The sequence below is a fragment of the Streptomyces sp. NRRL F-6676 genome (assembly GCF_000725625.1).
Classification (GTDB): Bacteria; Actinomycetota; Actinomycetes; order Streptomycetales; family Streptomycetaceae; genus Streptomyces.
Genome location: NZ_JOHS01000017.1, coordinates 1 through 26,836 on the forward strand (window position 1 = coordinate 1; position 26,836 = coordinate 26,836).

Annotated in this window: 21 protein-coding genes; 13 read left to right on the top strand and 8 right to left on the bottom strand. The window is 73.8% G+C overall.

What is annotated here, in order from left to right:
- Positions 1-95: 95 nt before the first annotated feature.
- The 4 genes from IO29_RS13970 to IO29_RS13985 form a co-directional block, all read right to left on the bottom strand.
- Positions 96-614 (bottom strand): DUF1990 domain-containing protein, encoded by a 519-nt coding sequence (locus tag IO29_RS13970; protein ID WP_030383234.1) that lies wholly within the window; start codon positions 612-614, stop codon positions 96-98.
- A gap of 70 nt (positions 615-684) precedes the next feature.
- Positions 685-2,340 carry a M4 family metallopeptidase gene (locus tag IO29_RS13975; RefSeq protein WP_030383233.1) on the bottom strand — a complete coding sequence of 552 codons (1,656 nt, stop codon included), beginning with the start codon at positions 2,338-2,340 and terminating at the stop codon, positions 685-687.
- A gap of 509 nt (positions 2,341-2,849) precedes the next feature.
- Positions 2,850-4,739 carry an ABC transporter ATP-binding protein gene (locus tag IO29_RS13980; RefSeq protein ID WP_030383232.1) on the bottom strand — a complete coding sequence of 630 codons (1,890 nt, stop codon included), beginning with the start codon at positions 4,737-4,739 and terminating at the stop codon, positions 2,850-2,852.
- Complete coding sequence (locus tag IO29_RS13985; RefSeq protein ID WP_033226875.1) at positions 4,736-6,643, bottom strand: ABC transporter ATP-binding protein; 1,908 nt, start codon at positions 6,641-6,643, stop codon at positions 4,736-4,738. The genes IO29_RS13980 and IO29_RS13985 overlap by 4 nt, the downstream gene beginning before the upstream one ends.
- A 304-nt stretch (positions 6,644-6,947) precedes the next feature.
- On the opposite strand from IO29_RS13985, the gene IO29_RS13990 reads away from it, so the two are divergent.
- Genes IO29_RS13990 through IO29_RS14005 form a run of 4 tightly spaced genes read left to right on the top strand, consistent with a single transcriptional unit; the run spans position 6,948 to position 10,576 of the window.
- Positions 6,948-7,898, top strand: coding sequence for an ABC transporter ATP-binding protein (locus tag IO29_RS13990; RefSeq protein WP_051708015.1), 951 nt, complete (start codon positions 6,948-6,950; stop codon positions 7,896-7,898).
- Complete coding sequence (locus tag IO29_RS13995; RefSeq protein ID WP_030383229.1) at positions 7,895-8,644, top strand: ABC transporter permease; 750 nt, start codon at positions 7,895-7,897, stop codon at positions 8,642-8,644. The genes IO29_RS13990 and IO29_RS13995 overlap by 4 nt, the downstream gene beginning before the upstream one ends.
- A gap of 38 nt (positions 8,645-8,682) precedes the next feature.
- A complete protein-coding gene (locus IO29_RS14000; RefSeq protein ID WP_030383228.1) occupies positions 8,683-9,933 on the top strand; it encodes a sensor histidine kinase in 1,251 nt (416 codons plus the stop codon).
- Positions 9,923-10,576, top strand: a complete 654-nt coding sequence (locus IO29_RS14005) for a response regulator (RefSeq protein WP_030383227.1) — start codon at positions 9,923-9,925, stop codon at positions 10,574-10,576. Before IO29_RS14000 ends, IO29_RS14005 begins: the two co-directional genes overlap by 11 nt.
- Before the next feature lie 210 nt (positions 10,577-10,786).
- On the opposite strand, the gene glgX is transcribed toward IO29_RS14005, so the two are convergent.
- On the bottom strand, positions 10,787-13,030 hold the full coding sequence (gene glgX, locus IO29_RS14010) for a glycogen debranching protein GlgX (RefSeq protein ID WP_030383226.1): 2,244 nt from the start codon (positions 13,028-13,030) through the stop codon (positions 10,787-10,789).
- A 339-nt stretch (positions 13,031-13,369) separates the two neighbouring features.
- Between glgX and IO29_RS14015 the strand changes: the two genes are divergently transcribed.
- Complete coding sequence (locus IO29_RS14015; protein ID WP_030383225.1) at positions 13,370-14,611, top strand: L,D-transpeptidase; 1,242 nt, start codon at positions 13,370-13,372, stop codon at positions 14,609-14,611.
- Positions 14,612-14,777: 166 nt separating this feature from the next.
- On the opposite strand, the gene IO29_RS14020 is transcribed toward IO29_RS14015, so the two are convergent.
- Positions 14,778-15,545 carry an enoyl-CoA hydratase/isomerase family protein gene (locus IO29_RS14020; protein ID WP_030383224.1) on the bottom strand — a complete coding sequence of 256 codons (768 nt, stop codon included), beginning with the start codon at positions 15,543-15,545 and terminating at the stop codon, positions 14,778-14,780.
- Positions 15,546-15,727: 182 nt separating this feature from the next.
- On the opposite strand from IO29_RS14020, the gene IO29_RS14025 reads away from it, so the two are divergent.
- The 5 genes from IO29_RS14025 (at position 15,728) to IO29_RS14045 (ending at position 19,711) form a co-directional block, all read left to right on the top strand.
- Positions 15,728-16,225, top strand: a complete 498-nt coding sequence (locus IO29_RS14025) for an ATP-binding protein (protein WP_030383223.1) — start codon at positions 15,728-15,730, stop codon at positions 16,223-16,225.
- A 95-nt stretch (positions 16,226-16,320) separates the two neighbouring features.
- Positions 16,321-17,148, top strand: a complete 828-nt coding sequence (locus IO29_RS14030; protein WP_037840545.1) for a polysaccharide deacetylase family protein — start codon at positions 16,321-16,323, stop codon at positions 17,146-17,148.
- Entirely contained in the window at positions 17,145-18,419 is a 1,275-nt protein-coding gene (locus IO29_RS14035) for a YncE family protein (RefSeq protein ID WP_051742676.1), read from the top strand. The genes IO29_RS14030 and IO29_RS14035 overlap by 4 nt, the downstream gene beginning before the upstream one ends.
- 78 nt (positions 18,420-18,497) lie before the next feature.
- A complete protein-coding gene (locus tag IO29_RS14040) occupies positions 18,498-19,412 on the top strand; it encodes a MerR family transcriptional regulator (protein WP_030380135.1) in 915 nt (304 codons plus the stop codon).
- A gap of 86 nt (positions 19,413-19,498) precedes the next feature.
- Positions 19,499-19,711 (top strand): EF-hand domain-containing protein, encoded by a 213-nt coding sequence (locus IO29_RS14045; RefSeq protein WP_030380136.1) that lies wholly within the window; start codon positions 19,499-19,501, stop codon positions 19,709-19,711.
- 60 nt (positions 19,712-19,771) lie between these two features.
- Here IO29_RS14045 and IO29_RS14050 read toward each other — a convergent pair whose 3' ends face one another.
- Both IO29_RS14050 and leuA read right to left on the bottom strand, forming a co-directional pair.
- Positions 19,772-20,599 carry an ABC transporter ATP-binding protein gene (locus IO29_RS14050; protein ID WP_030380137.1) on the bottom strand — a complete coding sequence of 276 codons (828 nt, stop codon included), beginning with the start codon at positions 20,597-20,599 and terminating at the stop codon, positions 19,772-19,774.
- Positions 20,599-22,350 (bottom strand): 2-isopropylmalate synthase, encoded by a 1,752-nt coding sequence (leuA, locus tag IO29_RS14055; RefSeq protein WP_033225608.1) that lies wholly within the window; start codon positions 22,348-22,350, stop codon positions 20,599-20,601. The genes IO29_RS14050 and leuA overlap by 1 nt, the downstream gene beginning before the upstream one ends.
- Positions 22,351-22,572: 222 nt before the next feature.
- Between leuA and IO29_RS14060 the strand changes: the two genes are divergently transcribed.
- From IO29_RS14060 to IO29_RS14070, 3 genes are all read left to right on the top strand, one after another.
- Positions 22,573-23,265 (top strand): FadR/GntR family transcriptional regulator, encoded by a 693-nt coding sequence (locus tag IO29_RS14060; RefSeq protein WP_030380139.1) that lies wholly within the window; start codon positions 22,573-22,575, stop codon positions 23,263-23,265.
- A 300-nt stretch (positions 23,266-23,565) separates the two neighbouring features.
- Positions 23,566-24,489, top strand: coding sequence for a hypothetical protein (locus IO29_RS14065; RefSeq protein ID WP_030380140.1), 924 nt, complete (start codon positions 23,566-23,568; stop codon positions 24,487-24,489).
- Complete coding sequence (locus IO29_RS14070) at positions 24,486-26,825, top strand: hypothetical protein (protein WP_030380141.1); 2,340 nt, start codon at positions 24,486-24,488, stop codon at positions 26,823-26,825. The genes IO29_RS14065 and IO29_RS14070 overlap by 4 nt, the downstream gene beginning before the upstream one ends.
- The last annotated feature ends 11 nt before the right edge of the window (positions 26,826-26,836 follow it).

Sequence of the window (26,836 nt, forward strand, 5' to 3'; positions counted from 1 at the left end):
CCGCCAACTCACCCCGGAGCCGTTCCACCTCCCCCAACCTCATACCGAGAAGATGCCCAACACCAGGCGAGATCACCCAACGTAACGAAGCACTACTAGAGCAGCCCCGCCTCGTTCTCGGCCGCCGTCAGCCGGCGCAGCACCGCGCCGCAGCGGCGGGCGTAGGCGTGTTGCAGGCCCCGTACCGCCGGGCCGCCCGCCCGCGCGTACCACTTCGCCGGCCGGCTGAACGCCGTCACCGTCAGCCACACCGTGCCGTCCCCGGTGCGGTCGAGCACGAACGACTCCTCGCCCTGCTCCGGATGCCCTTGCAGCGTGCCGTACGCCCAGCCCCGGCGGCGCGGCTCGTCCAGCGTCCACACCACCCGGCACGGGGCCTTGATCAGCCCGCCCAGTACGACGGTGACGTCGACACCCGGTGCCGCCGCCGGTGTTCCGTCGCTGATGCCGACGCCCACCGCGCGGTGCATCTCCCAGCCGAACAGCGCCTCGGTGGCGCGGCGGAACACCCCCTCGCCCTCGCCGACGCGCGAGCGCACGTGCAGGCGGTGGTACCCGGGCGGGCAGTGCTCGGGCTCCCGCGTCGCGCCGACATCCTCGTACGTGAACGACATGGGGCCCAAGGGTAGAGCCGCCCCCGGCGCACGTCGCGCCGGGGGCGGCCCACCTGGACGAGTGTCGCCACTAGTTCACGTTGACGCCACTCCAAGCCGCCGCCACCGCGTTGTACTCGGTGCTGCCCGAGCCGTACAGGGCCGACGCCGCGCTCAGCGTCGCCGTGCGGGCGCCGGAGTACTTGGTGGTCGACGTCATGTACGTCGTCAGCGCCTTGTACCAGATCTGAAGCGCCTTGGCGCGGCCGATGCCGGTGACCGTGGAGCCGTTGGACGTCGGCGAGTTGTAGCTGACGCCGTTGATCGTCTTCGCGCCGCTGCCCTCGGACAGCAGGTAGAAGAAGTGGTTGGCGACGCCGGACGAGTAGTGCACGTCCTTGTTGCCCACGGAGGAGGACCAGTAGTCGGCGGAGCCGCCGTCCTTGCTGGGCTTGTCCATGTAGCGCAGCGGCGAGCCGTCGCCGTTGATGTCGATCTCCTCGCCGATGAGGTAGTCGCCCTTGTCGGAGGAGTTGTTCGCGTAGAACTCCACGCCGGTGCCGAAGATGTCCGAGGTGGCCTCGTTCAGGCCGCCGGACTCACCGCTGTAGTTGAGGCCCGCCGTGGCCGAGGTGACGCCGTGGCTCATCTCGTGGCCGGCGACGTCCAGCGCGGTCAGCGGGTGGTTGTTCCCGGAGCCGTCGCCGTACGTCATGCAGAAGCAGCTGTCGTCCCAGAACGCGTTGACGTAGTTGCTGCCGTAGTGGACCCGGGAGTACGCGCCCACGCCGTTGTTCTTGATGCCGTTGCGGTTGAACGTGCTCTTGTAGAAGTCCCAGGTCTCCTGCGCGCCGTAGGCCGCGTCGGCGGCGGCCGTCTGGTCGGTCGAGGAGCTGGAGGCCGCGCCGGTGCCCCACACGTCGTCCGCGTCGGTGAACAGCGTGCCGGTGCCGGAGGTGCGGTGGGCCAGGTTGTACGTCTTGTGGCCGCCGCGCGTGGTGTCGTACAGCTGGTACGTCGAGCCGGACTTGGTGGTGCTCAGGGTGACGGTCCCCGAGTACAGGGTCTTGCCGGTGCCGGTCTCGATGCCCTGGTACTCGTAGAGCTTCTTGCCGGTGGCGGCGTCCGTGATGACGTGCAGCTCGTTGGGGGTGCCGTCGTCCTGGAGGCCGCCGACGACCGTCTCGTACGCCAGCACGGGGGTGCCGCTCGCCGCCCAGATCACCTTGCGGGGGGCGCGGTCGGCGTCGGTCTGCGCGGAGCCGGCGTCCTTCGCGGCGGTCAGGGCCTGCTTCTCGGCCTTGGACGCGGCGACCTTCGGGGTCACCGAGGCGACCTTGATGGTGGCCTTCGTCGCCCTGGTCACGCTCTTCGTCGCGCCGGAGGCGGACTCGTGCACGACCAGGTCGCCGCCGAGCACCGGCAGGCCGGCGTAGGTGCGCTCGTAGCGGGTGTGGACGGCGCCGTCGGCGTCCTTGACGACGTCTCTGACGACCAGCTTCTCCTTGGCACCGAGACCTATCTGCCGCGCCGTGTCGGGCGCGGCGGCCTCGGCCTGCCGGACGAGGCTCGTGCGTGCGCTCGCCGACAGCTTCAGCGGTGCCGCGGCGAGGGTGGAACCGCCCTGGTCGGCGGGGGTCTGTGCGGCTGCCCCGGTGGTCAGACCGGTGGTCAGCAGGGCTCCGGCCGCGACGGCGGTGGCGATGGCCAGAGTGGTGCGCTTGTGACGCGCGTAGAGGGGAGTCACGCAAGCTCCTTGTGTGGGGGTGCCCGTGAGGCGTGGGGGACCTCGCGGACGAGTGAAGTTGCGGTGCGGTGAGCCGTGCGCTGGAAGAGTGACATTGAAGACGTGTGCATGTCAGGACCCTGTCGAGACGTTGGCCGAAAATCGTCCGGCAAGTGAAGATCGGTGTACGCAATGCGGAACGGATCTTCTGTCGGGCTGCGGGGACCGCCGGCCGGCGGCGGGCGGAGTGGCGCCGGCGGGCGTGTGGCGGCCGGTAGCGCGAAGGACGGCCTGCGTGCAAGGACTTGACCGTGCGTCAGTCCCGGACGCCGGTTGTCCTCACCGGCGCTCAGCCGGCGCGCCCCGGCCGTGCGCCGGCTGCCTCTCCCGCACCCTCCGCCCGTTCCGTCACACCGGCCGAATCGGCCCCGCTGGCCGAAACCTTTCCCTCGCCGTGCCAGGAGCGCCACAGCGCCGCATACGCACCGCCTTCCTCCGACGGCGGTTCCCCGGCAGTCGCCCGGCGGTTCCTACGCCAGGCTCTCCCGCCATGCCCGGTGCAGGTCCGCGAAGCGGCCCGTGCCGGTGATCAGGGTGGACGGGGTGCCGTCCTCCACCACGCGGCCGTGTTCCATCACCAGGACCCGGTCCGCGATCTCCACCGTCGACAGGCGGTGGGCGATGACCACCGCCGTACGGCCCCGCAGCACCGTCTCCATCGCCCGCTGCACCGCCCGCTCGCCCGGTACGTCCAGGGAGCTGGTCGCCTCGTCGAGGATCAGCACCCCGGGGTCGGCGAGCAACGCGCGGGCGAACGCGACCAGTTGGCGCTGGCCCGCCGAGATGCGGCCGCCCCGTTTGCGGACGTCCGTGTCGTAGCCGTCGGGCAGCGCGGCGATGAAGTCGTGCGCGCCGATCGCCTTCGCGGCCCGCTCGATCTCCTCCCGGGTCGCGTCCGGGCGCCCGAGCGCGATGTTCTCCGCGACCGAGCCGGAGAACAGGAACGCCTCCTGCGTCACCATCACCACGCCCCGCCGCAGCTCCGCCGTGCTCAGCGCGCGCAGATCGACGCCGTCGAGCAGTACCCGGCCCTCGGTCGGGTCGTAGAAGCGGGCCAGCAGCTTCGCCAGCGTCGACTTGCCCGCACCCGTGGAACCGACCACCGCCACCGTCTGCCCGGCCGGCAGCGTCAGTGAGAAGCGGGGCAGCACCTCGCCGCCCGTGCGGTACGCGAACCGCACGCCGTCGAACACCACCTCGCGCCCCGGCAGTTCCGACGGGGCCGGCGGCAGCGGCAGCGGTTCGGCGGGCTCCGGCACCGAGGGGCGCTGCGCCAGCAGCCCCGCGATCTTCTCCAGCGAGGCCGCCGCCGAGTGATAGGAGTTGAGGAACATGCCGAGCCGGTCGATCGGGTCGTACAGCCGCCGCAGATACAGCACGGCCGCCGCCAGCACACCCAGCGCCAGCGTGCCGTCCGCCACCCGGTGGGCGCCCCACAGCACCATCCCGGCCACCGCCGTGTTCGCCACCAGCCGGGAGCCGATCACATAGCGGGCCATCTCCAGCATGCCGTCGCCGTTGGCGCGGGCGTGGCGCTGGTTCAGTACGCGGAAGTCGGCGTCGTTGACGGCCTCGCGGCGGAACGCGCGGACCGGGCGGATGCCGTTCATCGTCTCCGCGAACTTCACGATCACCGCCGCGATCGCCGTCGACCGCAGCCGGAACACCCGGCCCACCCGGCGCCGGTACATCCGGACCAGCCCGTACAGCGGCACGAACGAGGCCACCGCGACCGCGCCCAGGCCGAGGTCCAGCCAGAGCAGCATCGCCGAGATGTAGACGAAGGAGAGGATCACCATGACCAGCTCCTGCAACCCCTCGTTGAGGAGCTCGCGCAGGGACTCGACGTCGGTCGTGGAGCGGGAGATCAGCCGTCCCGAGGTGTAGCGCTCGTGGAAGTCGATGCTCAGCGCCTGGGCGTGCCGGAAGATCCGGCCGCGCAGATCGAGCAGCACGTCCTGGCTGACCCGGGCGGAGGAGGCGATGAAGGCGTACTGCAACGCGCCGGAGGCGGCCGCCGCGACCAGATAGCCGACGGCCACCGCGATCAGCGGCCCGTGCCGGCCGTCCCGGAACGCGGGTACGGCGCGGTCGATGGCGTACGCCACGAGCAGCGGACCGACCTGCGCGGCCGCCTGCTGGACCAGGAGCAGGGCGACGGTGAGCACCACGCGGGGGCGCATCGGTGCGAGCAGGGAGCGCAGGAGGGTGCCGGTCGCGCCGGGCGGGGCGGGGAGGGCGTCCCGGTCGAACGGGTCGCCGGAGCCCGCCGGCCCGGACGGGGCGTCGGGGGTCACGGCGGCCCCGCCCGCCGCGGCCTCCTCGTCGTTCGGTCCGGCGGCGGTCGTGGGCGCGGTCATCGGCGGACCTCCGGTTCCGTTGCCGGGGCGGCGGGTGCGGCAGGTGCGGCAGGTGTCGCGGACGGGGCGGCGTCGGCAGGGGCCGGCGCCGGCCCCTGCCCCGGCTCCGCCTCCGCGCCCGACATCAGATGGGCGTACTCCGCGTTGTCGCGGAGGAGTTCGTGGTGGGTGCCGACGGCGGTGATACGGCCGGCGGAGAGCAGCGCGACCCGGTCGGCGAGGAGGACCGTGGAGGGGCGGTGGGCCACGACCAGTGCCGTCGTGCCGGCCAGTACCCGGCGCAGCGCCGCCTCGACCGCGGCCTCCGTGTGGACGTCCAGCGCGGACAGCGGGTCGTCCAGGACGAGGAAGCGGGGCCGGCCGACGACCGCGCGGGCCAGCGCCAGCCGCTGGCGCTGACCGCCGGACAGGCTCAGGCCCTGCTCGCCCACCTGTGTCCCGGTGCCCTGCGGCAACGCGTGCACGAAGTCCGCCTGCGCCACCGCGAGCGCCCGCTCCAGCTCGGGTTCGCCCGCCGTGTCCGGGGCGCCCATCAGGACGTTCTCGCCCGCGGACGCCGAGAACAGCGTGGGCTCCTCGAACGCCATGGCCACCAGCGTGCGCAGCTCCTGTCTCGGCATCGCGGTGATGTCCCGCCCGTCGAGCGTGATCCGCCCCTCCGTCGCCTCGTGCAGCCGGGGGACGAGCGCCGTCAGCGTGGTCTTGCCGCTGCCCGTCGCCCCGACCAGGGCCATCGTCTCGCCGGGCCGGATGTGCAGGTCGATGCGGTCCAGGACGGGCGGCGAGTCGGCCGGGGCGTCCGGATACCGGAACCGCACCCCGTCGAACAGCACGCCGTCGGGCGGGTCGGGAACCCCCACGGCCCCGTCCGCCCGTCCGGCCGCGTCGTCCGCCCCGCTCTCCTCGTCCTCCGCCATCACCTCGAAGTACCGTGCTGTCGCCGTCGCCGCCTCCTGGCTCATCGCCAGCAGGAAGCCGATGGAGTCCACCGGCCAGCGCAGCGCCAGCGCCGTCGACAGGAAGGCGACCAGCGTGCCCGCGGACAGGGTGCCGTCCGCCACCCGCACCGTCCCGAGGACGAGCGCCGCGCCGATCGCCAGTTCGGGCAGGGTGACCATCACCGCGAAGATCGACGCCAGCAGCCGCGCCTTCGCCAGTTCCGTCCCGCGCAGCGTCCCCGACAGCTCGCGGAAGGCGCGCGCCTGGCTGCGGTGCCGGCCGAAGCCCTTGACGATGCGGATGCCGAGCACGCTCTCCTCGACCACGGTGGTCAGATCGCCCACCTGGTCCTGCGCCCGCCGCGCCACCAGCGAGTACCGCCGCTCGAACATCGCGCACACGATCATCACCGGCACCGCCGGCCCCAGGATCACCAGCCCCAGCGCCCAGTCCTGGGCCAGCATGATGACCACGCCCACCAGGATCGTCACGCCGTTGACCAGCAGGAACGTCAGCGGGAAGGCGAGGAACTGGCGCAGCAGCATCAGGTCCGTCGTCCCCCGGGACAGCAGCTGTCCGGACGCCCACCGGTCGTGGAAGGCCACCGGCAGCCGCTGGAGGTGCCGGTACAGGTCGGCCCGCAGCTCCGCCTCCACCTGCGACAGCGGGCGGGCCACCAGCCACCGCCGCAGCCCGAACAGCAGCGCCTCGGCGACCCCGAGCAGCAGCAGATACAGCGCGCCCAGCCACACCCCCCGCGAATCCCGGTCCGCGACCGGGCCGTCCACCATCCACTTCAGGACCAGCGGGATCACCAGCCCCACGCACGAGGCGACTATCGCGACGAACGCGGCCGTGAACAGCCGCACCCGCACCGGCCGCACGTACGGCCACAGGCGCAGCAGGGTGCGGACGGCGGAGCGGTCGGTGGAGCGGTCGGTGGGGGTGGCACGGGTCTCGGACATCAGGAGCGACTGTACGGATCGCCACTGACAGTGCCCACCGAGTTTCGGCCGGACCGCCCTGGTCCGAAGGACCTACGCCCCCCCAGGCCCGCGCCCCGGCGGGGCCCCCGTGGCACGGGCTCGCGGGGCCCCCGCCGGCCCCCGTCGCACGGCGCGTGGGGCCCCCGCCGGCCCTCGTCGCACGGATCGCGCGGGGCCCCCGGCCGCCCCGTCCGGTCGTACCCCCGCATCAACCGATCGGACGATGCCGGCCCGAGCGGGACGGGCGATGTGCCGGCACCCCGCCCGCCGCCACCCTGGAGTCATGCCCGCCACCCCGGTCTCCGCCTTCACCTCCGCCTCCACCTCCACCGAGCCCGTCATCGAAGTCAGCGGCCTGCGCAAGTCCTACGGCGGCCGGAACGTCGTCGACGGCGTCTCCTTCACCGTCGAGGAGGGCGAGATCTTCGGCGTCCTCGGCCCGAACGGCGCCGGCAAGACCACCACCGTCGAGTGCGTCGAGGGCCTGCGGGTGCCCGACGCCGGCCGGGTCCGGGTCGCCGGGCTCGACCCCGTCGCCGACCACGAGCAGGTCACCCGGGTCCTCGGCGTCCAGCTCCAGCAATCCGAGCTCCAGGCCAAACTCACCGTCCGCGAGGCCCTGGAGCTGTACGCCTCCTTCGCCCCGCGCCCCGCGAACTGGCGCCCCCTGGCCGAACGCCTGGGCCTGGACGCCAAGCTCACCACCCGGTTCGCGAAGCTGTCCGGCGGCCAGAAGCAGCGGCTGTTCATCGCGCTCGCCCTGATCGGCGACCCCCGTGTCGTCGTCCTGGACGAGCTGACCACCGGACTTGACCCGCGCGCCCGGCGCGACACCTGGCAGCTCATCGAGGACGTCCGCGCGGGCGGCGTCACCGTCCTGCTCGTCACCCACTTCATGGAGGAGGCGCAGCGGCTCTGCGACCGGATCGCCGTCCTCGACAAGGGCCGGATCGCCGCCCTGGACACCCCGCAGGGCCTGATCCGGCGCTCGGCGGGCGCCACCGTCATCAGCTTCACCCCGTCCGCGCCCCTGGACGAGGAACTGCTCGCCGCGCTCCCCGAGCTCGCCTCGGTCGCGCACAAGGACGGCCGGCTCACCCTGTCCGGCACCGACGCCACCGTCGACGCCGTCCTCACCCTCCTGGCCCGCCACCGCATCACCGCCCACCAGCTCCGCGTCACCGACGCCACGCTCGACGACGCGTTCCTCGACCTCACGGAGGACGTGGCATGAACACCGCGCTGCTCAACCCCGCCGTCCTGCGCACCGAGATACGCCTGTTCCGCCGCGAACCCGGCGCCCTCTTCTGGATCGTCTGCTTCCCCGCCCTCCTGCTGGCGATCCTCGGCTCCGTCCCCTCCTTCCGGCAGCACGACGACTCCCTCGGCGGGCTCCGCCTCGTCGACACCTATGTGCCCGTCACCGTGCTGCTCGGCATGATCCTCGGCGGGTTGCAGGGCATGCCGCAGGTCCTCACCGGCTACCGCGAGCGCGGCATCCTGCGCCGGATGTCCACCACCCCGGTCCGGCCCGCCGCGCTGCTCCTCGCGCACATGGTGGTCTTCGCGGGCGCGGCCCTCGCCTCCGCGCTGCTCGCGCTCCTCGTCGGCCGGCTCGCCTTCGACGTGCGGCTGCCCGCGCAGGGCTTCGGGTACGCGCTCGCGCTGCTGCTCGGCGTCGCGGTCGCGCTGGCGCTCGGCTCGCTGGTCTCCGCGCTGTCCCGCACCACGAAGATCGCCGGGGCGGTGGGCAGCGCGGTGCTGTTCCCGATGATGTTCTGCGCGGGCCTGTGGGTGCCGGTGCAGAACATGCCGGACGTGCTGGCCCGGATCGTCGGGTGGACGCCGTTCGGCGCCGCCGCCCAGGCCCTGAACGAGGCCGCCGCAGGGGACTGGCCCGGCTGGTCCCACCTGGGCGTGCTCGCCGCCTGGACGGTGCTGCTCACCGCCGGGGCCGCGCGCTGGTTCCGCTGGGAATGAGCGGCGGGGTGGGCGGGACCGTGCCGGACACTGGGTCCATGACGAGCGCCACGCACCCGCAGTACCGGGCCTCCTTCGACGTCTGGGGGCCCTGGGTGCTGCTGGCCGCGGGCGTCGTCGCGGCCGCCCTCTCCGCGGCGCCCATCGGAATGAGCCGGTCCGCGACGCTCCTGTGCGCCGTCCTCGTGCCCCTGGGCGTCGCGCTACAGCTCTATTGGGGACGGGCCAGGCGGAGGCACCCGGGCCCGAGTCGGACCGGTGTCCTCCTCTACTTCCTGCGCTGGGCCCTCGCCTTCGTACTGACCTGGGCCAACCCGTTCTTCGCCTTCTACGCCGTGATCGGCTACTACACCGCGGCCCGGGAGCTGCCGCGCCGGCTGGTGATGCCCGGGCTCGTCCTCACCGCCGTCACCATGGCAGGCAGCGAGATCGGCGGCTGGCCGCCGCACGGACTGGTCCTCTGGCTCGGCTTCTTCCTCGTCCTGGGCGTCAACGTCTGCATGGTCAGCGTGTTCACCCGGTACGCCGAGCAGGAGCAGACCCGCGCCGCCACCCAGGCCGAGACCATCGGCGCCCTCGAACGCGCCAACACCGCGCTGCAACAGGCCCTCGACGAGAACGCGGCGCTCCACGCCCAGCTGCTCCTCCAGGCCCGCGAGGCGGGCATCGCCGACGAACGCCGCCGGCTCGCCGCCGAGATCCACGACACCCTCGCCCAGGGCCTGACCGGCATCATCGCCCAGCTCCAGGTGGTCGCCGGCACTCCCGACCCGGCCACCGCCCGCACCCATGTGGAGCGCGCCGCCGCGCTGGCCCGGCACAGCCTCGGCGAGGCCCGCCGCTCCGTGCACAACCTCGCCCCCGTCGCCCTCGCCGCCGACGGGCTGCCCGAGGCCCTGCGCAAGACGGTCGCCGAATGGGGCGAGCGCAACGGGGCGCGCGCCGACTTCACCGTCACCGGCACCGCCGAGCACCTCCACGACGAGGTCTCCGCGACCCTGCTCCGCATCGCCGAGGAGGCCCTCTCCAACGCCGCCCGGCACGCCCGCGCCGGCCGGGTCGGCGTCACCCTGTCCTTCATGGGCGACGAGGTCAGCCTCGACATCCGCGACGACGGCACCGGGTTCGACCCGGCCGCCGTCCCCGCCCGCACCCGCGGCGGCGGCTTCGGCCTCGACGGCATGCGGGCCCGCGCCGAGCGGATCGCGGGCTCCGTCGCCGTCGAGTCCGAGCCGGGGCAGGGCACGGCGGTGTCGGCTCGCGTACCGTTGGTACGCCATGAGCGATGACCCGGCCTCCGACACGCCCATTTCCCTGCTCGTCGTCGACGACCACCCCGTCGTACGGGACGGGCTGCGCGGCATGTTCGAGTCCGCGCCCGGGTTCACGGTGCTGGGGGAGGCGTCGGGCGGTCTCGAGGCGGTCGAGCGGGCCGTCGCGCTCGATCCGGACGTGGTGCTGATGGACCTGCGGATGCCGGGCGGGTCGGGGGTGGACGCGATCCGGGAGCTGGGGCGGCGGGGGGTGCGGGCGAAGGTGCTCGTGCTGACGACGTACGACACGGATTCCGACACGTTGCCGGCGATCGAGGCCGGGGCCACGGGCTATCTGCTCAAGGACGCGCCCCGGGAGGAACTGTTCACGGCGGTACGGGCCGCCGCGCGCGGGCGGACGGTGCTGTCGCCGGCGGTGGCGACGCGGTTGGTGTCGGCGGTGCGGGCGCCGGGGCCCGGGGGTGAGCCGTTGTCCTCCCGCGAGCGGGAGGTCCTGGCGCTCGTCGCCAAGGGCACGTCGAACCGGGAGATCGCGCGGGCGCTGTTCATCAGTGAGGCGACGGTGAAGACGCACCTGACGCACCTGTACGCCAAGCTGGGCGTGAAGGACCGCGCGGCGGCGGTAGCCGCGGCGTACGACCGCGGAATCCTGGGGTAACCCCCGGAAGAGCGCGCGGGAGAGCGCGGGTGGGTGGGTTCGTCGGCGGGTGCGGGTCGTGGTCGGTTGCCCGCGCAGTTCCCCGCGCCCCTGATAGGGGCGCGGGGAACTGCGCGAGAAGCCCCACCCACCCGCGCGTTCGGGGTCCAAGGGGCGGAGCCCCTTGAAGGGATGGGACGGGTAGGGGCGGCGGGGGCGAGGAAAGAGCGCCTACGCCACCACCCGCAGCAGCAGCACCGTCCGCCCCGGCACCGTCACCGCCGTACCCCCCGCGTACACCTCCCCGGGAGCCGCATCCTGCGGCTCCCGCCCCGTGTCGACGACCACCTCGTACCGCTCCCCCCACGGCACCCCCGGCAACACGAACGACACCCCCTCACCCCCCGCGTGCAGCACCGCGAGAAAGCTGTCGTCCACCACCGGCTCCCCCCGCGCGTCCCGCCCCGGAATGTCCCGCCCCGACAGATACATCCCCAGCGTCGCCGCCGGCGCGTACCAGTCCGGCTCCGTCATCTCCTCCCCCCGCGCCGTGAACCACGCCAGATCCCGCAGCCCGTCGGCCGAGTGCGCCCGCCCGGAGAAGAACGCCCGGCGCCGGAGCACCGGGTGCGCGTGCCGCAGCGCGATCAGACGCGCGGTCAGATCGGACAGCGCCCGCCACCCGGGCTCGTCCAGCAGGCTCCAGTCGACCCACCCGGTCTCGTTGTCCTGGCAGTACGCGTTGTTGTTGCCGCCCTGCGTCCGCCCCATCTCGTCGCCCGCGACGAGCATCGGCACACCCGTGGACAGCAGCAGCGTGGTCAGCAGGTTGCGCAGCTGCCGGCGCCGCAGCGCCCGTACCCCCTCGTCGTCCGTCTCGCCCTCGGCCCCGCAGTTCCAGGAGCGGTTGTCGTCGTTGCCGTCCCGGTTGCCCTCCCCGTTGGCCTCGTTGTGCTTGCGCTCGTAGGAGACGAGGTCCCGCAGCGTGAAACCGTCGTGCGCGGTGACGAAGTTGACGGAGGCGTACGGGCGGCGCCCGCCCCACGCGTACAGGTCGCTGGAGCCGGAGAGCCGGTAGCCCATCTCCCGCACGTCCGGCAGCGCGTGCCGCCAGAAGTCGCGCACGGCGTCCCGGTAGCGGTCGTTCCACTCCGTCCACAGCGGCGGGAACGCGCCCACCTGGTAGCCGCCCGAGCCGACGTCCCACGGCTCGGCGATCAGCTTCACCCGGCGCAGCACCGGGTCCTGGGCGATCACCGCGAGGAACGGGGAGAGCATGTCGACGTCGTGCATCGAGCGGGCCAGTGCCGCCGCGAGGTCGAAGCGGAAGCCGTCGACGCCCATCTCCGTCACCCAGTAGCGCAGCGAGTCGGTGATCAGGCGCAGCACATGCGGCTGGACGACGTGCAGGGTGTTGCCGCAGCCGGTGTAGTCGGCGTAGCGCCGCACGTCCGGCTGGAGGCGGTAGTAGCCGCGGTTGTCGATGCCCTTGAGGGAGAGCGTCGGGCCCAGCTCGCCCGCCTCGGCGGTGTGGTTGTAGACCACGTCGAGGATGACCTCGATCCCCGCCGCGTGCAGCGCGCGCACCATCCGCTTGAACTCGCCGACCTGCTGCCCCGCCGTCCCCGAGGCCGCGTACGCCGCATGCGGGGCGAAGTAGCCGATGGAGTTGTAGCCCCAGTGGTTGCGCAGGCCCCGGCGCAGCAGATGGTCCTCGTGCGCGAACTGGTGCACGGGCAGCAGCTCCACCGCCGTCACGCCGAGCCGCGTGAGGTGCGCGAGGGCCGCCGGGTGCGCCAGCCCCGCGTACGTGCCGCGCAGCTCGGGCGGGATCTCCGGGTGCAGCTTGGTGAAGCCGCGTACGTGCAGCTCGTACAGGACGGTGTCCGCCCAGGGGGTCTTGGGCCGGTGGTCGTCGGCCCAGTCGTCGCCGTCGTGGACGACGACGCCCTTGGGGACGTACGGCGCGGAGTCCCGCTCGTCGCGCACGGTGTCGGCGACATGCTGCTCGGGCCAGTCCCGTACGTGCCCGTAGACCTCCGGCGGCAGCGCGAACTCCCCGTCCACCGCGCGGGCGTAGGGGTCGAGGAGCAGCTTGGCCGGGTTCCAGCGGGCGCCGGTCCACGGGTCCCAGCGGCCGTGCACCCGGTAGCCGTAGCGCTGCCCGGGGCGGACGCCGGGCACGAACCCGTGCCAGATCTCGTGCGTCAGCTCGGCCAGCGGAACCCGGGTCTCCCCGCCCCGTTCATCGAACAGGCACAGCTCGACCGCCTCCGCCCCGCCCGCCCACAGCGCGAAGTTGGTGCCCACGGCGCCGTCCGGGCCGGTGCGGAACCGCGCGCCGAGCGGGGTCGGCGCCCCCGGCCACACCGGTGGCGCGGGCGCCTCGCGCGGGGCGCCGTTCAGCACGGCGTCCCGGCGGCGCGCGTGCCCCGCCGCTCTCTGTACTGCCTCCTGCTCGGCTGCGCTCGACACCGGTAGGCCTCCCGCGGCTCCGTGGGGCGGCGCGGAAAAGGGCGCACGGCGTCCCGGCCGCGGCACCTCGTCGCGTCGTCCTCCCCAAGGTTCTGCCCAGAGCGTGGCACGCACTCACGTTTCCCGGGGTGGCCGAAGCGGAGACATGACAGGTGGGGGCACCCGCGGGGCCGGAACCCCGCGCGCACCCCGGCGGACCGGCGTTCGGCGCGAATTGGGACTGAACAGTGACAATCGCGGGGGCCCGGCGGGCCCGGCCGTGTGATTCATTTGCGCAGTACGCGCGTATGACGCGCTGGAGTGCGGGCCTCGACAGGCCGTGCGAGGGGAGAACGACAAGTGAACAGACGACCGATCCAGGGGGCGTCGGTTGGCGCACGGATACGCGGCGGCAGGGGGACGGTCCGGGCGGCGCTGCTCGGCTCACTGCTGCTCGCGGTGACCGCGTGCGGCGGGGGCGGCGGGTCCGACGCGGACTCGGCGAGCGGCGGCAAGGACGCGGGCAGCGCGAAGAGCGCCTCCCCGCAGGCCGTCGTGACGATCGCGCCGAAGAACGGCGCCGACGGCGTGGCCACCACCGGCGCGCTGAAGGTCACCGCGGCCAAGGGCACACTGACGAAGGTGAGCGTCGAGGACGCCAAGGGCCGGGAGGTCGACGGAAAGATAACCGGCGGGGGCGCCACCTGGACGCCCTCGGGCCACCTGGCCACGCACACCCGCTACACCGTCAGCGCGGTCGCCAAGGACTCCGGCGGCCGCAGCACCACCCAGAAGTCCAGCTTCACCACGCTGACCCCGAAGGCCACCTTCACCGGCGCCTTCACTCCGGAGGACGGCAGCAAGGTCGGCGTCGGGATGCCGTTCTCGGTCAACTTCACCCGGGGCATCACGCACCCGGAGGACGTCGAGAAGGCGATCACCATCAAGACCGAGCCGGCCGTCGAGGTCCGCGGCCACTGGTTCGGCAACGACCGGCTCGACTTCCGGCCCAAGGAGTACTGGAAGCCCGGCACCAAGGTCAGCGTCACGCTGAACCTCGACGGCGTCGAGGGCCGGCCCGGCGTCTACGGCAAGCAGGCCAAGACGGTCGACTTCACGATCGGGCGCAGCCAGATCTCCACGGTCGACGTCAAGACCCAGAAGATGACCGTCCGCCGCGACGGCAAGGTCATCAAGACCATCCCGGTCACCACCGGCAAGCCCGGCTACGACACGTGGAACGGCCAGATGGTCATCACCGAGCGCCTCACGGTGACCCGGATGAACGGCGAGACGGTCGGTTACGGCGGCGAGTACGACATCAAGGACGTCCCGCACGCCATGCGCCTGACCACCTCCGGCACGTTCATCCACGGCAACTACTGGGGCGGCGGCACCTTCGGCAACTACGCCTCCAGCCACGGCTGCATCGGCCTGCGCGACGTCAAGGGCGGCTACGACAGCGGCGTCTCGGCGGCGTGGTTCTTCAACCGCTCGATGACCGGTGACGTGGTGGTGGTCAAGCACTCCCACGACAAGACGGTGTCCCCGGACAACGGCCTGAACGGCTGGAACATGTCCTGGGAGGACTGGACGGCGTGAGCCGTCCTTGAGGGGCGCGGGGCTGTGCCGATATGCGGCTCCGCCGCGTGGGCGCACAACGGAGCGAGGCTCCGTAGGGGGGCCGGGGGCGCAGCCCCCGGAGGACGGGAAGGGCAGGGGCGGTGGGGGCGAAAAAAGCCTCCCCGCCCCCACCCCCTCCGCACCCTCAGACGAACTTCGCCTTCCCCGGCCCCTCCTCCACGAAGCTCCGCATCCCACGCTCGCGGTCCTCCGTGGCGAACAACCCCGCGAACCAGCCCCGCTCGACGGCCAGCCCCGTCTCGATGTCGGTCTCAAGACCCGCGTCGACCGACTCCTTGGCCGCCCGCAGCGCGAGCGCCGGCCCCCGCGCCAACCGCGCCGCCCACGCATGCGCCGCCTCGTACACCTCCCCGGCCGGAACGACCCGGTCCACGAGCCCCAGCGCCAAGGCCTCGTCCGCCTTGACCTGACGCCCCGTGAAGATCAGGTCCTTCGCCCGGGACGGCCCGATCAGCCGGGACAGCCGCTGGGTGCCACCCGCACCCGGGATCAGCCCGAGCAGGATCTCCGGCTGGCCCAGCTTCGCGTTGTCCGCGGCGATGCGATGGTCCGCGCAGAGCGCCAACTCGCAGCCCCCGCCCAGCGCGTACCCCGTCACGGCGGCCACGACCGGCTTGGGGATGCGGGCCACGGCGGTGAAGGACTCCTGGAGGGCGCGGGCGCGCAGGACCATCGCGGCGTGGTCCATGGCCCGCATCTCCTTGATGTCCGCGCCGGCCGCGAACACCTTCTCCCCGCCGTAGAGGATCACCGCCCGTACGTCGGCGCGGTCCCCCGCCTCCTCCGCGAGCTCCTTGATCCGGTCCTGCGTGGCCACGTCCAACGCGTTCATCGGCGGCCGGTCCAGCCGGATCGTACCGATGCCTTCGGCGACTTCGAGATGTACGGTCATGCACGCAGGTTAACGCGCGCTAACGACGACGCCACCGTCCCCCGGCCACCCGTCCCCGCCCCACCGTGTCCCGCTCGTTATGCCGCCCCTCTTGCAGTTGACACGGCGTCTCATCCGGCGTCGTGCGGGTGGATTCCGTGTGAACCGGCCCGTAGCTTCCGCCGGACGGTCATGATGAGGGTATGGCGGGGCTGGAGGGCATCGATCAGCCGCGGGGGCAAGGGCGTGCGACCGCCGCGCGCTGGACGCCCGCGGTCGAGGACGAACGGGCGCTGAAGGCGCTGGACCTGTTCGGCGACCCCACGGAGGCGGAGGTTCCGCTGCCGTCGCTGCCGGAGTCCGCCGCCACCGCCCGCCGGCTCGCCCAGGTCGTCCTGCTGCGCCACTGGGGGCTCGGCCCCAAGCTGACGGAGGACGCCGTCCTGCTCGTCTCGGAGCTCGTGGGCAACGCCGTACGGCACACCGGCGCCCGCGCCTTCGGGCTGCGGATGCGGCGCCGCCGCGGCCGGATCCGGGTGGAGGTGCGGGACCCCTCCCGAGGTCTGCCCTGCCTCATGCCGGTACAGGAACTCGACGTCAGTGGCCGCGGGCTCTTCCTCGTCAACGAGCTTTCCGACCGCTGGGGCGTGGACCTCCTCCCGCGCGGCAAGACGACATGGTTCGAGATGCGCGCGCCGTGACGGCGTACCGCCGGTCCGGCAGGTGGCCGCGGCCGCGACCCACCCCCATCCGCCGGACGGGCGAATAGGCAGGTTTTAGGACGAGAAGTCCTTAAATGGTGCGGGTGAACACCCCGTCCCCCGCCCGCCGCCAGGCCCTCCGCACCGGCGCCGGACTCGCCGCGGCCGCCGCCCTCACCGGCACGGGCGCCGCCTGCTCGGCCACCGGCCCCTCCGCCACGACGGCCGCCGCCGCGTCCCCGCCGACCGGTACCACCCGCCCCCCGACCGGCACCCCCGCCCCCACGGCGGCTCCCGCGGCCCCCCGCGCCTACCCGGCCCTCCCCGCCCAGATCACCCACGGCCCCCGCACCCGCCCCCGTGTCGCCCTCACCTTCCACGGGCAGGGCGACCCCGCCCTCGCCGAGGCCCTCCTGCGCACCGCCGAGCAGGCCGGCGCCCGTGTCACCGTCCTCGCCGTCGGCGACTGGCTCGACGCGCACCCCGCGCTCGCCCGCCGCATCCTCGACGGCGGCCACGACCTGGGCAACCACACCCAGCGCCACCTCGCCGTGAACGCCCTGTCCGAGGCGGACGCCGCCGCCGAGATCGAGGAGTGCGCCCGGCGCCTGCGCCGGCTCACCGGCTCCATCGGCACCTGGTTCCGCCCCTCGCGCGCCCCCACCGCCTCCCCGCTCGTCGTGCGCCTGGCCTGCCGTGCGGGCTACCCGCACGTGCTGTCGTACGACGTCGACTCCCTCGACCACACCGACCCGGGCGCCGACGCCGTCACCCGCACGGTGCTCGACGAGGTCCGCCCCGGTTCCGTGGTGAGCCTGCACCTCGGCCACCCGGACACCGTCGCCGCCCTTCCCGCCCTCCTGACCGGACTCGACCACCGCGGCCTGCACGCGGTGACCACCACGGAGCTGCTGAGCCGATGACCCCCGCCACCCGCGCCACCCCGACCACCCCGACCACCCCCGCCACTCGCACCCCGGCCCCTCGCACTCCCGTCACCCGCACCCCGGCCCCTCGCACCCGCGTCCTCCTCGCCACCGCCCTCCTCCTCGCCCTCGCGCCCCTCGCCGGCTGCGGCGACGACACCGCCGGCACCGCGGCCCGCCGGGCCGCCGCACCGAGCGCCTCCCCGAGGGCCGCCGCCCACGCGAAGGCCGCCCCCGACGGCCTCCCCGGCATGCCGCCGCTCCTCGACCCCAAGGACGTCTACGCCGCCGACCGCCCCGGGATGCTCTCCCCGGTCGTCAAGGACTTCCCCTCCCGCGTCTACGTCCCCAACACCGAGTCGGACACCGTCACCGTCATCGACCCGAAGACGTACAAGGTGACCGACACGATCCCGGTCGGCCGGCAGCCGCAGCACGTCGTGCCGTCCTGGGACCTGAAGACGCTGTGGGTCAACAACGACAAGGGCAACACCCTCACCCCCATCGACCCCAAGACCGGAAGGGCGGGCGCCCCGGTCGACGTCCACGACCCCTACAACCTCTACTTCACGCCGAACGGCAGGTACGCCGTCGTCATGGCCTCCCTCGACCGCGAACTGGTCTTCCGGGACGCCCACACCATGAAGACCGTCCACACCGAGCCGGTGAGCTGCTACGGCGTCAACCACGCCGACTTCTCGCCCGACGGCCGCTACTTCATCGTCTCCTGCGAGTTCAGCGGCGAACTCCTCAAGGTCGACACGGAGAAGATGAAGGTCGTCGCCGAGCAGAAGCTGCCGTTCGACGGAGCCATGCCGCAGGACGTCAAGATCGCGCCCGACGGCAGCCGCTTCTACATCGCCGACATGAAGGCGAACGGCATGTGGGTCCTGGACGGCGACACCTTCGCGCGGCCCACCTTCCTGCCCACGGGCAAGGGCTGCCACGGCCTGTACGTCAGCCGTGACTCCCGCGAGATGTACATCTCCAACCGCGGCGAGGGCACGGTCTCCGTCTTCGACTTCGAGAAGGGCGAGCTGACCGAGAAGTGGCACCTGCCCGACGGCGGCAGCCCCGACATGGGCGGCGTCTCCGCCGACGGCAAGGTCCTGTGGCTCTCCGGCCGCTACGACGCCGAGGTCTACGCGATCGACACCCGCACCGGGAAGCAGCTCGCCCGCGTCAAGGTCGGCAAGGGCCCGCACGGCCTCGCCGTCTACCCCCAGCCGGGCCGCTACTCCCTCGGCCACACCGGAGTCTTCCGCTGACCTCCGCCCGCCCCCTCGGCGGGTTCGGCGAGGACCGCACTTGAGTCTCCGGTCACCGGAAGGTCCAGACTCGCCGATGTGACCGAGAACAGCACCGCACCGCTCACCATCGGCGAGCTGGCCCGGGCCACCGGACTGCCGGTGCGCACCATCCGCCACTGGTCGGACGAGGGCGTCCTGCCGCCCGTGGCCCGCTCCGCCGGCGGCTACCGGCTCTACGACGCCGCGAGCGTCGCCCGGCTGGAGCTGATCCGCACCCTGCGCGAGCTGGGCCTCGGCCTGGCCGACGTGCGCCGGGTGCTGTCCGGCGAGAGCAGCGTCGCCGAGCTGGCGGCCGCCCACGTCGCCGCGCTGGACGCCCGGATCCGGACGCTGCGGGTGACCCGTGCCGTGCTGTCGACCGTGGCGAAACGCGGTTCCACCGCGGAGGAGACGACCCTGATGAACAGACTGGCCCGGCTGTCCGCCGCCGAACGCGGCAGGATCCTCAAGGAGTTCGTGGACGAGACGTTCCACGGACTGGACACCGCGGACCCGGCGATCCGGGAGCGCATGAGCCACCTGACCGCCGACCTGCCCGACGACCCCACCCCCGCCCAGGTGGACGCCTGGGTGGAGCTGGCCGAACTGCTCCAGGACCCCGGCTTCCGGGCCGAGATGCGCACGGCGGCCGAGCTCCAGGCCGCCGACCACGGCGCGGACACCCCCGCCGGACAGTCCATGTGGTTCGCCCGGCGGCTGGTCCAGCAGGGTGCCGAGGCCCTCCGGCGCGGCATCGACCCGGCCTCGCCCGAGGCCGACGCCGTCCTCGGCGAACTGATCGGCGACGCCGACCCGGCAGCCGTGCTCGAACGGCTGGAGCTGATGACGGCCGGCCGGGTCGCCCGCTACCGCGAGCTGCTGGTCACGGTGCGGACCGGCACCCCCGCCGCCGCCCGCCGCGAGGAGTTCGCCTGGGTGGTCGCCGCACTGCGCGCCCGCGCGGGCGGTTAACCTGGCCTGCGTCAACAGGACACGCCCGTACGGCGGCACCGCCGGTGCCGGGCGGCGGACAAGGCACCACAGAAGGGGGCCGATCGGTGGCGGACATCGAGGCAGCGCGCAAGGAGTTCCAGCGGATCGACACGGACGGCGACGGGCTCATCACCGCCGCGGAGTTCAAGTCCGCCCTGGCGCAGGGAGGGGACTGGAACGTCACCGAGTCGGTGGCCGAGTCCATCATCGCCAGCCGCGACCTCAACGGCGACAAGGTGCTGTCGTTCGACGAGTTCTGGACGTATCTCAACAAGTGACGTCATGCGCGAGGGGCACCCGCCGCCTGCCGGCCGGGTGCCCCGCACGCGTACGACGGGTCAGCCGCGGCGCGACCGCGCCACCCGCACGCTCCAGCGGCCCTCCCGTCGGTCCAGCGCGAGCGGCAGGTCGAAGCACTTGCTCACCAAATCGTCGGTGAGCACCTCCGCCACCGGGCCGCGCGCCAGCGACCCGCCCTCGCGCAGCAGCAGCGCGTGGTCCGTGCCCGGCGGCAGCTCCTCCAGGTGGTGGGTGACCAGGACCGTCGCCAGCCGGGGGTGCTCCTCCCGCAGCGTGTCCAGCGCCTCGATCAGCTGCTCCCGGCCCGGCAGGTCGAGCCCGGTGGCCGGTTCGTCGAGCAGCAGCAGCCGCGGCTCGGGCATCAGCGCGCGGGCGATCAGCACCCGGCCGCGCTCGCCCTGCGACAGCGTCGTCCAGCGGGCCTCCCGCCGGTCCGCCAGCCCCAGCGTGCCGGTCAGCCGGTCCGCCCGCTCCTCCTGCTCCGCCGTCGGCGCCCACCGCGGCTGCGGCTCCACCGAGTTGGTCAGCCCGGTCAGGACGACGTCCCGCACCCGCAGCGCCGAACGCAGCGGATGCCGGGGATTGACGTGCCCGACCAGGGACCGCAGCTCCCGCAGGTCCACCGTGCCCAGCCGGCGGCCCAGCACCTCCACCGTGCCGTGCGTGGGGTGGACCAGCGCGCCCAGCAGGCTCAGCAGGGTCGTCTTGCCTGCCCCGTTGGCACCGAGCAGCGCCCAGTGCTCGCCGGTGCGCACGGTGAGCGAGACGTCCCGCAGCAGCGGCCGCCCGTCCCGTACGACATGGACGTCCCGGGCGTCCAGCACCACCGTGTCCGTGCCGTCGCCGCCCCTCACGCTCCCGCCCATCACGCCCCCGCCCGGTTGACCGCCGACAGCACCGCGTGCACGGACGCCGCCAGCACCGAGGTGTCCCGGCCCGCGCCCCACGCGGTGACACCGTCCACCCGGCACTCGGCGTAGGCGACCGCCTCGCCGTCCGCGCCGGGGCCCGCCGCGTGCTCGGCGAAGTCCCGCACCTCCACCGCGATGCCGGCCCCGGCCAGCGCGTCGGCGAACGCCGACAGCGGACCGTTGCCGGTGCCCTCGTGGTCGCCGGTCCGGCCGTCGCGCTCCAGCGCGCACACGAACCGGTGCGCCCCGGACGGCTCCTGCGTCGCCGACCAGGCGGCCAGCCGTACCGCGCCCTCCCGGCCCGGCGCCAGGTACGCCGCCTCGAACAGCGCGTACAGCTCCGCCGCCGTCGCCTCCCGGCCGCTGTCGTCGGTGGCCCGCTGCACCACCGCCGAGAAGTCCGGCCGCATCCGGGCCGGCAGGTCCACACCGTGCCCGGTCCGCAGCAGATACGCCATCCCGCCCTTGCCGGACTGCGAGTTGACGCGGATCACCGCCTCGTACGAGCGCCCCAGGTCCGCCGGGTCGACCGGCAGGTACGGCACCGCCCACGGGGCCTCGCGCTCCGGCACCCCCAGCTCGGCGGCGCGCTTGGCGTGCGCGGCGAACCCCTTGTCGATGGCGTCCTGATGGGTGCCGGAGAACGCCGTGTGGACCAGCTCACCGGCGTACGGATGGCGCGGGTGCACCGGCAGCCGGTTGCAGTGCTCCACCGTCGCCCGCACCGCGTCGATGTCGCTCAGGTCGACCATGGGGTCGACGCCCTGCGCGAACAGGTTGAGCGCCAGCGTCACCAGATCGACGTTGCCGGTGCGCTCCCCGTTGCCGAACAGACAGCCCTCCACGCGCTGCGCCCCGGCCAGCACCGCGAGTTCGGCGCAGGCGACGCCCGTACCGCGGTCGTTGTGCGGATGGACGGAGAGGATGACGGAGTCCCGGCGGGCCAGCCGGCGGTGGACGTACTCGATCTGGTCGGCGTAGACGTTGGGCGTGGCGATCTCCACCGTGGCGGGGAGGTTGTGGGTGACCGGGCGGTCGGGGCTCGCGTCCCAGAACTCGGTCAGTTCGTCGCAGAGTTCCAGCACATAGTCGGGCTCGGTCAGGTTGAAGGTCTCCGGCGAGAACTGGAAGCGCACCTGCCCGCGCAGCCCGTCCGCGCGGCGGGCCATGCGCTCGGCCGCCTCCCGCACGGTCCGCCGCACCCCGTCCCGGTCCCGCCCGAGCACGACCTCCCGCCACACCGGCGAGGTGGCGATGTACAGATGGACGACGGCCCGGTCCATCCCCTCGATCGCGTCGAAGGTGGTGTCGATCAGCTCCGGCCGGGCGGGCGTGAACACGACGGGCGTGACGTCGTCGGGCACGGCCCCGTCCGCCACCAGGTGCCGCACGAAGTCGAAGTCGGTACGGCTCGCGGAGGGATAGCCGACCTCGATCTCCTTGAAGCCCATGCCGGTCAGCAGGTCGAAGAAGCGTCGCTTGCGCGGGGTGTCCATCGGCTCGGCGAGCGCCTGGTTGCCGTCGCGCAGATCGACCGGCACCCACAGCGGGGCGCGCGCGAACCGGGCGGCGGGCCACCGCCGCTCCTCGACGGGGACGCGCACCCGCTCCTCGAACGGGCGATAGCGGTGGTACGGCATGGGGCTGGGCCGCTGCGAATTCCAGGGCTCCTGGGCGGGCGGACGGCCCTCGTAGGTGCTGCTCATGCTGGTCTGCGACTGCCTTCGGCTCGGTCGGACGGCGACCGGCGGCACGGCCGAACCCCGCGGCGGGGTGCCGGTCGTGGTCAAACCCCGCCGCGGCAGCCGAGAAGAAGCAGACCGCGGTACGCCATGCCGGTACGCTACCCACACCTCAGCTCCTCAGACAAGTTACCGCCGCGAGCCGCCCCCGCCTCCTCCCCTCGTCCGTCCACGTAAGGTGCCCCCATGCCGCTAGACGCCGTCCGCCCCAGCCCGCTCGTCGAACAGGCCGCGGACCGGCTGCGCGCACAGATCACCGGCGGACAGTGGCCGGTCGGCACCAAGCTCCCCGGGGAGACCACGCTGGCCAAGGAGCTCGGCGTCGGCCGCTCCACGGTCCGCGAGGCGCTGCGCGCCCTCGCCGGCGCCGGACTGGTTCGGGCCCGGCAGGGCGCCGGTGTCTTCGTCACCGCCACCGAGCCCGCCGAGGACTGGCCCGCCCGGCTGCGCCGCGCCGCCGTCACCGACGTCTACGAGGTCCGCCTCGGCGTCGAGGTCCACGCCGCCGCCCTCGCCGCCGCCCGCCGCACCCCCGAGGACACCGCCGCGCTCCGGACCGCCCTGGCGGGCCGCCGCACGGCCGCCGCCGGGGACGACGCGGCCTTCGTCGACGCCGACATCGCCCTGCACGCGGCCGTCGTCACCGCCGCGCACAACCCCGTACTCGCCGACCTCTTCACCGAGTTCACCCCCACCCTCCGCCGCGGCCTGATCGAGATGCTCGACCTGGTGGGCCTGCGCACGGCGGACCCCAACACGGGCGACGACACCCACGAGGCCCTGGTCGAGGCGATCACGCGCGGCGACGCCGAGGCGGCGTCGACGGTCCTGCGCGAGGAACTGGAAGGGACGCTCGCGCTGCTGCGGGGCAGGGCGTAACGGTCCGGCGGACGCGAGCCGGCCCGGAGGCGTCGGGCCCCGGCGGACGGACGTCCGCCGCACGCGCATGTCCGGCAACCCGCCGTCGACTAACCGTAATTGACGGCACGTCATACCGGTCCACGGGATTGGCCGTCGACCGCGCGGGGCATTGTACGGCTCCGGGGGGACCCGTGGGGGAGCGCGCGACGGGAACGGCGAACATGCCCCGTTGTGCGCCAGTTGGCGTAGACGCTGCTCGCGACAGGTCCTATTCAGTATGCGAGGGGCGAGCGTTGCCCCGGGCACAGGAGGTCGTTCATGGTGGCGCCGGACCCGATCAACCACTGGATCGTTCTGCTCGACATCGAGGACTTCAGCCTGCGTCCCGAGACCTATCAGGCGACCTTGAGCGACGAGATGTACCAGGTGGTCGAGTTCGCGCTGGCCCGGGCGGGGCTGGACCTCGACCAGTGCTCCGTGCAGGACCGGGGCGACGGCGTGCTGATCCTGCTCCCGGCCGCGACCAGCCCGACCACCCTGCTGCGCGAACTCGTGCGCGGGCTGGAGGACGCCCTGGCGGACCACCACGGCAAGTACAACGAGGACCACCGCATGCGACTGCGGGTGGGTGCCAACCAGGGCCTGGTCATCCGGCGGGGCGAGCGGTGGGCGGGCACCGCCATCAACGACCTGGCCCGGCTGGTCGACGCCGGGCCGGTCAAGGCGACGCTCGCCCGGGCGCGCCGCGCCCACCTGGTGTTCGTGGTCTCCGACCACATGTACACGTCGGTGGTGGCGCAGCGCTACCCGGGCATCGACCCGGCGGCCTACGCGGCCGTCGACTTCGTCACCAAACACGGCGAGCCGCGCCGCGGCTGGGTCACCGTACCCGGCTATCCGGCGCCGCCCGTACCTCCCGCGGACTCGGGGGAGCCGCCACGCGCCGCAGGACACGACGGGGAGTCCTCCGGCACGGGCGACGCCGCGGGAACGGGCGGCGGGGCCGACCGGGGGAGCCCGGTCCCGCCGCCCGCACTCCGCTTCGGCGACCTGGCGCACAGCCAGGTCGCCGTCGGCGAGGGCGCGATCGCGATCAACGGCGACTACGTGAACGGCGACAAGATCGTCCACGACCGCACCGCCACGTCGCCGTCGGCCGCTCCCGCCGCGCCGGGGCGGCCCGGCGGACCGGCCGATCCGCACGGCGTGGACGGCCGCGCCACCGCCGTGGACGGATCATGAGCACTCCTCCGGCTGCCGGTCCCGCCCCGGCCCCCGCCCCGCCGCCCGCCGCCCCGCCCGGCCGCCCGGCCCCGCCGCCGGGCGCCGGTCCCGCGCCCGGCGGTGGCCAGGCACCGCCCGCGGACGCCGGCGGGCAAGCGGCACCGCCCACTGCCCCGCCGACGCCGGCGGCGGAGGGCGACAACGTCGGGACGGGCACCAGCGCCAGCCGGGCCACCGCCCGCACCGGCCAGGGCAGCCTGCGCGCGGGCCTGCTGCGCGAGGCGTGGACACACATCGGCGGCGACCGGGTACAGGGCGACAAGATCGTCGTCCAGGCCGCGGGAGAACGCGGCGTCGTGCTGCGCACCCTGGACGCCGGCACGGTGGAGGCCGTACGCCACGCCTTCCAGCCGCCGCCCCGCTGGGAGGAGATCCAGGCCGACGCCTGGCAGCGCCGCTCCGTGGTGCTGCGCGGCCCCGCGGGCGCGGGCAAGACCGCGGCGGCCGTGCGACTGCTGCTGTCCGCCGGCGTCAGCACCTGGTACCTGCTGGACTCGGTGGCCGAACTGTCCCGCCTGACCGGCCCGCTCCGGCTCGGCACCGGCGTGGGCCTGCTGCTCGACCGCCCCGGCGACCTGGGCGAACTCACCGGCTCCCTGCTCGCGGGCCTGGAGGACCTGCTGAGGCGGGCCGACGCCCGCCTGGTGCTGATCGCCGGCCCCGGGAGCGGACCGGGTGCCGGCGCCGCCGAGTACGTGCAGCGCGTCGCCCGCCCCGGCACCCTGCGCCCCGTTCTCGCCGCCCACCTCGCCCACCGGCTCGGCGAGGAGGACGCCGAGCGGGTCCTCGCCCGGGACGGCGTCGCCGAACTCGTCGCGGACCTCCTGGACGACTCCGCCGCCTGCCGCGACGCCGCCCGGCTCGCCGACGTGCTCGCGCACGAGCACCACGGCGGCGACCTCGACCCCGACCGGGTCCGCGCCCGCATGGACCACACCGGCGGCGAAGGACCGGAGGACTGGTTCGAAGGGCTCGGCGACACGGCGCTGCGCACCCAGGCCATCGCGCTCGCCGTCCTCGGCGGCCTGCCCCAGGAGGACGTGGCCCACGCCGCCACCACCCTGCTGGACCGGTTCCGCAGTGATCGCGGCGTCCTCACCGCCAGCCTCCAGCACGGTCCCGTACCGCTGCGCCGCGACCCGTTCGCCCAGCCCCGCCGCCTGTTCGCGGAGCAACTGCGCGCCCGCACCGTCTCCGCGGTCACCGAGGGCACCTACGGCCGGCTGCCGTGCACGGTCGCCGAGTACCGCGACCCCGACTACCCGGCCCGCGTCATCCGGCACGTCTGGTCCGAGTACGGCATCCAGCGCGAACTCGTGGACTGGCTGGCCGGACTGGTCGACTCGCCCTCCCAGCAGGTGCGCGGTTTCGCCGGAACCGCGCTCGGCGTCATCGCCACCGAGGCCTTCGACCACATGGCCACCCAGGTGTTCCCCCGGTGGATCCAGGACGAGACGGCCGGCTCCCTGCGCCGGGAGGCCATCGCCTACGCGCTGCGGGTGTGCGCCCGCGACCCGGTACTGCGGCCCGGCGTGCACGCCCTCGTCCAGAGCTGGTACCTCGACGGCGGATGGCCCTTCCAGGCCGCGGCGGCCCGCGCCTTCGGCCTGTGCCTGGGCGGGGGCGACCTCGCCGGCGCCGTACAGGCCCTCACCCGGCTCGGCACCGTCGACCGCATGCCGGTGGCGATCGCGATCGGTGACGCCTTCGCCGATCTGGTGGAGGAGGACGTGGCCGCGCACGCACCGACGGTGCTGCGCGCCGTCGCCGAGATGGTGCACGAGCCGCGCAGCCGCGCCTGCGGTCACCTGGTCTTCCTCATCCTCGCCGACTCCCTGGTCACCAAGGGGACGGACGGCGCCGACGCCCCGGCACGCGACCGGCCGACCCTGCTGCGGCTCGCCGCCGAGGCCCCGCCGGGCGGCGAAGTGCGCCGGCTGCTCGGCTATCTGTGGTCGGAGACGATCGGCGGCGAACTCTTCGCCGACGAGGCGGCGACCGTGCTCGAGGGGTGGGCCGCCCGGGCCGAGTCCGACCCGCTGCTCCTCGACGACCTGGTCCGCCTCCTCGTCGACGACGTGGCCGCCCGCTCGCCGCGCGTCGGGCTGCTGCTGGGGCGCTACGCCCGCGGCTGGACCGAGCGCGACCGCTTCCGGCCACTGCCCCGCTCCGCGGCGGTCCTCGGCGGCGCCCTGCGCCCGGAGCCGCGGCCTCCGGGCCGTTCCGGCACCCGGCCGACGCCCCGCCCGACAGCACAGCCCGTTCCGCCAGCCCAGCCAGGGGGTGCCCGGTGACCGAACCGGTC

Excerpts from the sequence above, each read along its gene's own strand:
- IO29_RS13970 (WP_030383234.1), bottom strand. The coding sequence starts at position 614 with ATGTCGTTCACGTACGAGGATGTCGGCGCGACGCGGGAGCCCGAGCAC.
- IO29_RS13980 (WP_030383232.1), bottom strand. The coding sequence starts at position 4,739 with ATGACCGCGCCCACGACCGCCGCCGGACCGAACGACGAGGAGGCCGCG.
- IO29_RS13985 (WP_033226875.1), bottom strand. The coding sequence starts at position 6,643 with ATGTCCGAGACCCGTGCCACCCCCACCGACCGCTCCACCGACCGCTCC.
- IO29_RS13990 (WP_051708015.1), top strand. The coding sequence starts at position 6,948 with ATGCCCGCCACCCCGGTCTCCGCCTTCACCTCCGCCTCCACCTCCACC.
- IO29_RS13995 (WP_030383229.1), top strand. The coding sequence starts at position 7,895 with ATGAACACCGCGCTGCTCAACCCCGCCGTCCTGCGCACCGAGATACGC.
- IO29_RS14000 (WP_030383228.1), top strand. The coding sequence starts at position 8,683 with ATGACGAGCGCCACGCACCCGCAGTACCGGGCCTCCTTCGACGTCTGG.
- IO29_RS14005 (WP_030383227.1), top strand. The coding sequence starts at position 9,923 with ATGAGCGATGACCCGGCCTCCGACACGCCCATTTCCCTGCTCGTCGTC.
- IO29_RS14020 (WP_030383224.1), bottom strand. The coding sequence starts at position 15,545 with ATGACCGTACATCTCGAAGTCGCCGAAGGCATCGGTACGATCCGGCTG.
- IO29_RS14025 (WP_030383223.1), top strand. The coding sequence starts at position 15,728 with ATGGCGGGGCTGGAGGGCATCGATCAGCCGCGGGGGCAAGGGCGTGCG.
- IO29_RS14030 (WP_037840545.1), top strand. The coding sequence starts at position 16,321 with ATGGTGCGGGTGAACACCCCGTCCCCCGCCCGCCGCCAGGCCCTCCGC.
- IO29_RS14035 (WP_051742676.1), top strand. The coding sequence starts at position 17,145 with ATGACCCCCGCCACCCGCGCCACCCCGACCACCCCGACCACCCCCGCC.
- IO29_RS14050 (WP_030380137.1), bottom strand. The coding sequence starts at position 20,599 with ATGGGCGGGAGCGTGAGGGGCGGCGACGGCACGGACACGGTGGTGCTG.
- leuA (WP_033225608.1), bottom strand. The coding sequence starts at position 22,350 with ATGAGCAGCACCTACGAGGGCCGTCCGCCCGCCCAGGAGCCCTGGAAT.
- IO29_RS14060 (WP_030380139.1), top strand. The coding sequence starts at position 22,573 with ATGCCGCTAGACGCCGTCCGCCCCAGCCCGCTCGTCGAACAGGCCGCG.
- IO29_RS14065 (WP_030380140.1), top strand. The coding sequence starts at position 23,566 with ATGGTGGCGCCGGACCCGATCAACCACTGGATCGTTCTGCTCGACATC.
- IO29_RS14070 (WP_030380141.1), top strand. The coding sequence starts at position 24,486 with ATGAGCACTCCTCCGGCTGCCGGTCCCGCCCCGGCCCCCGCCCCGCCG.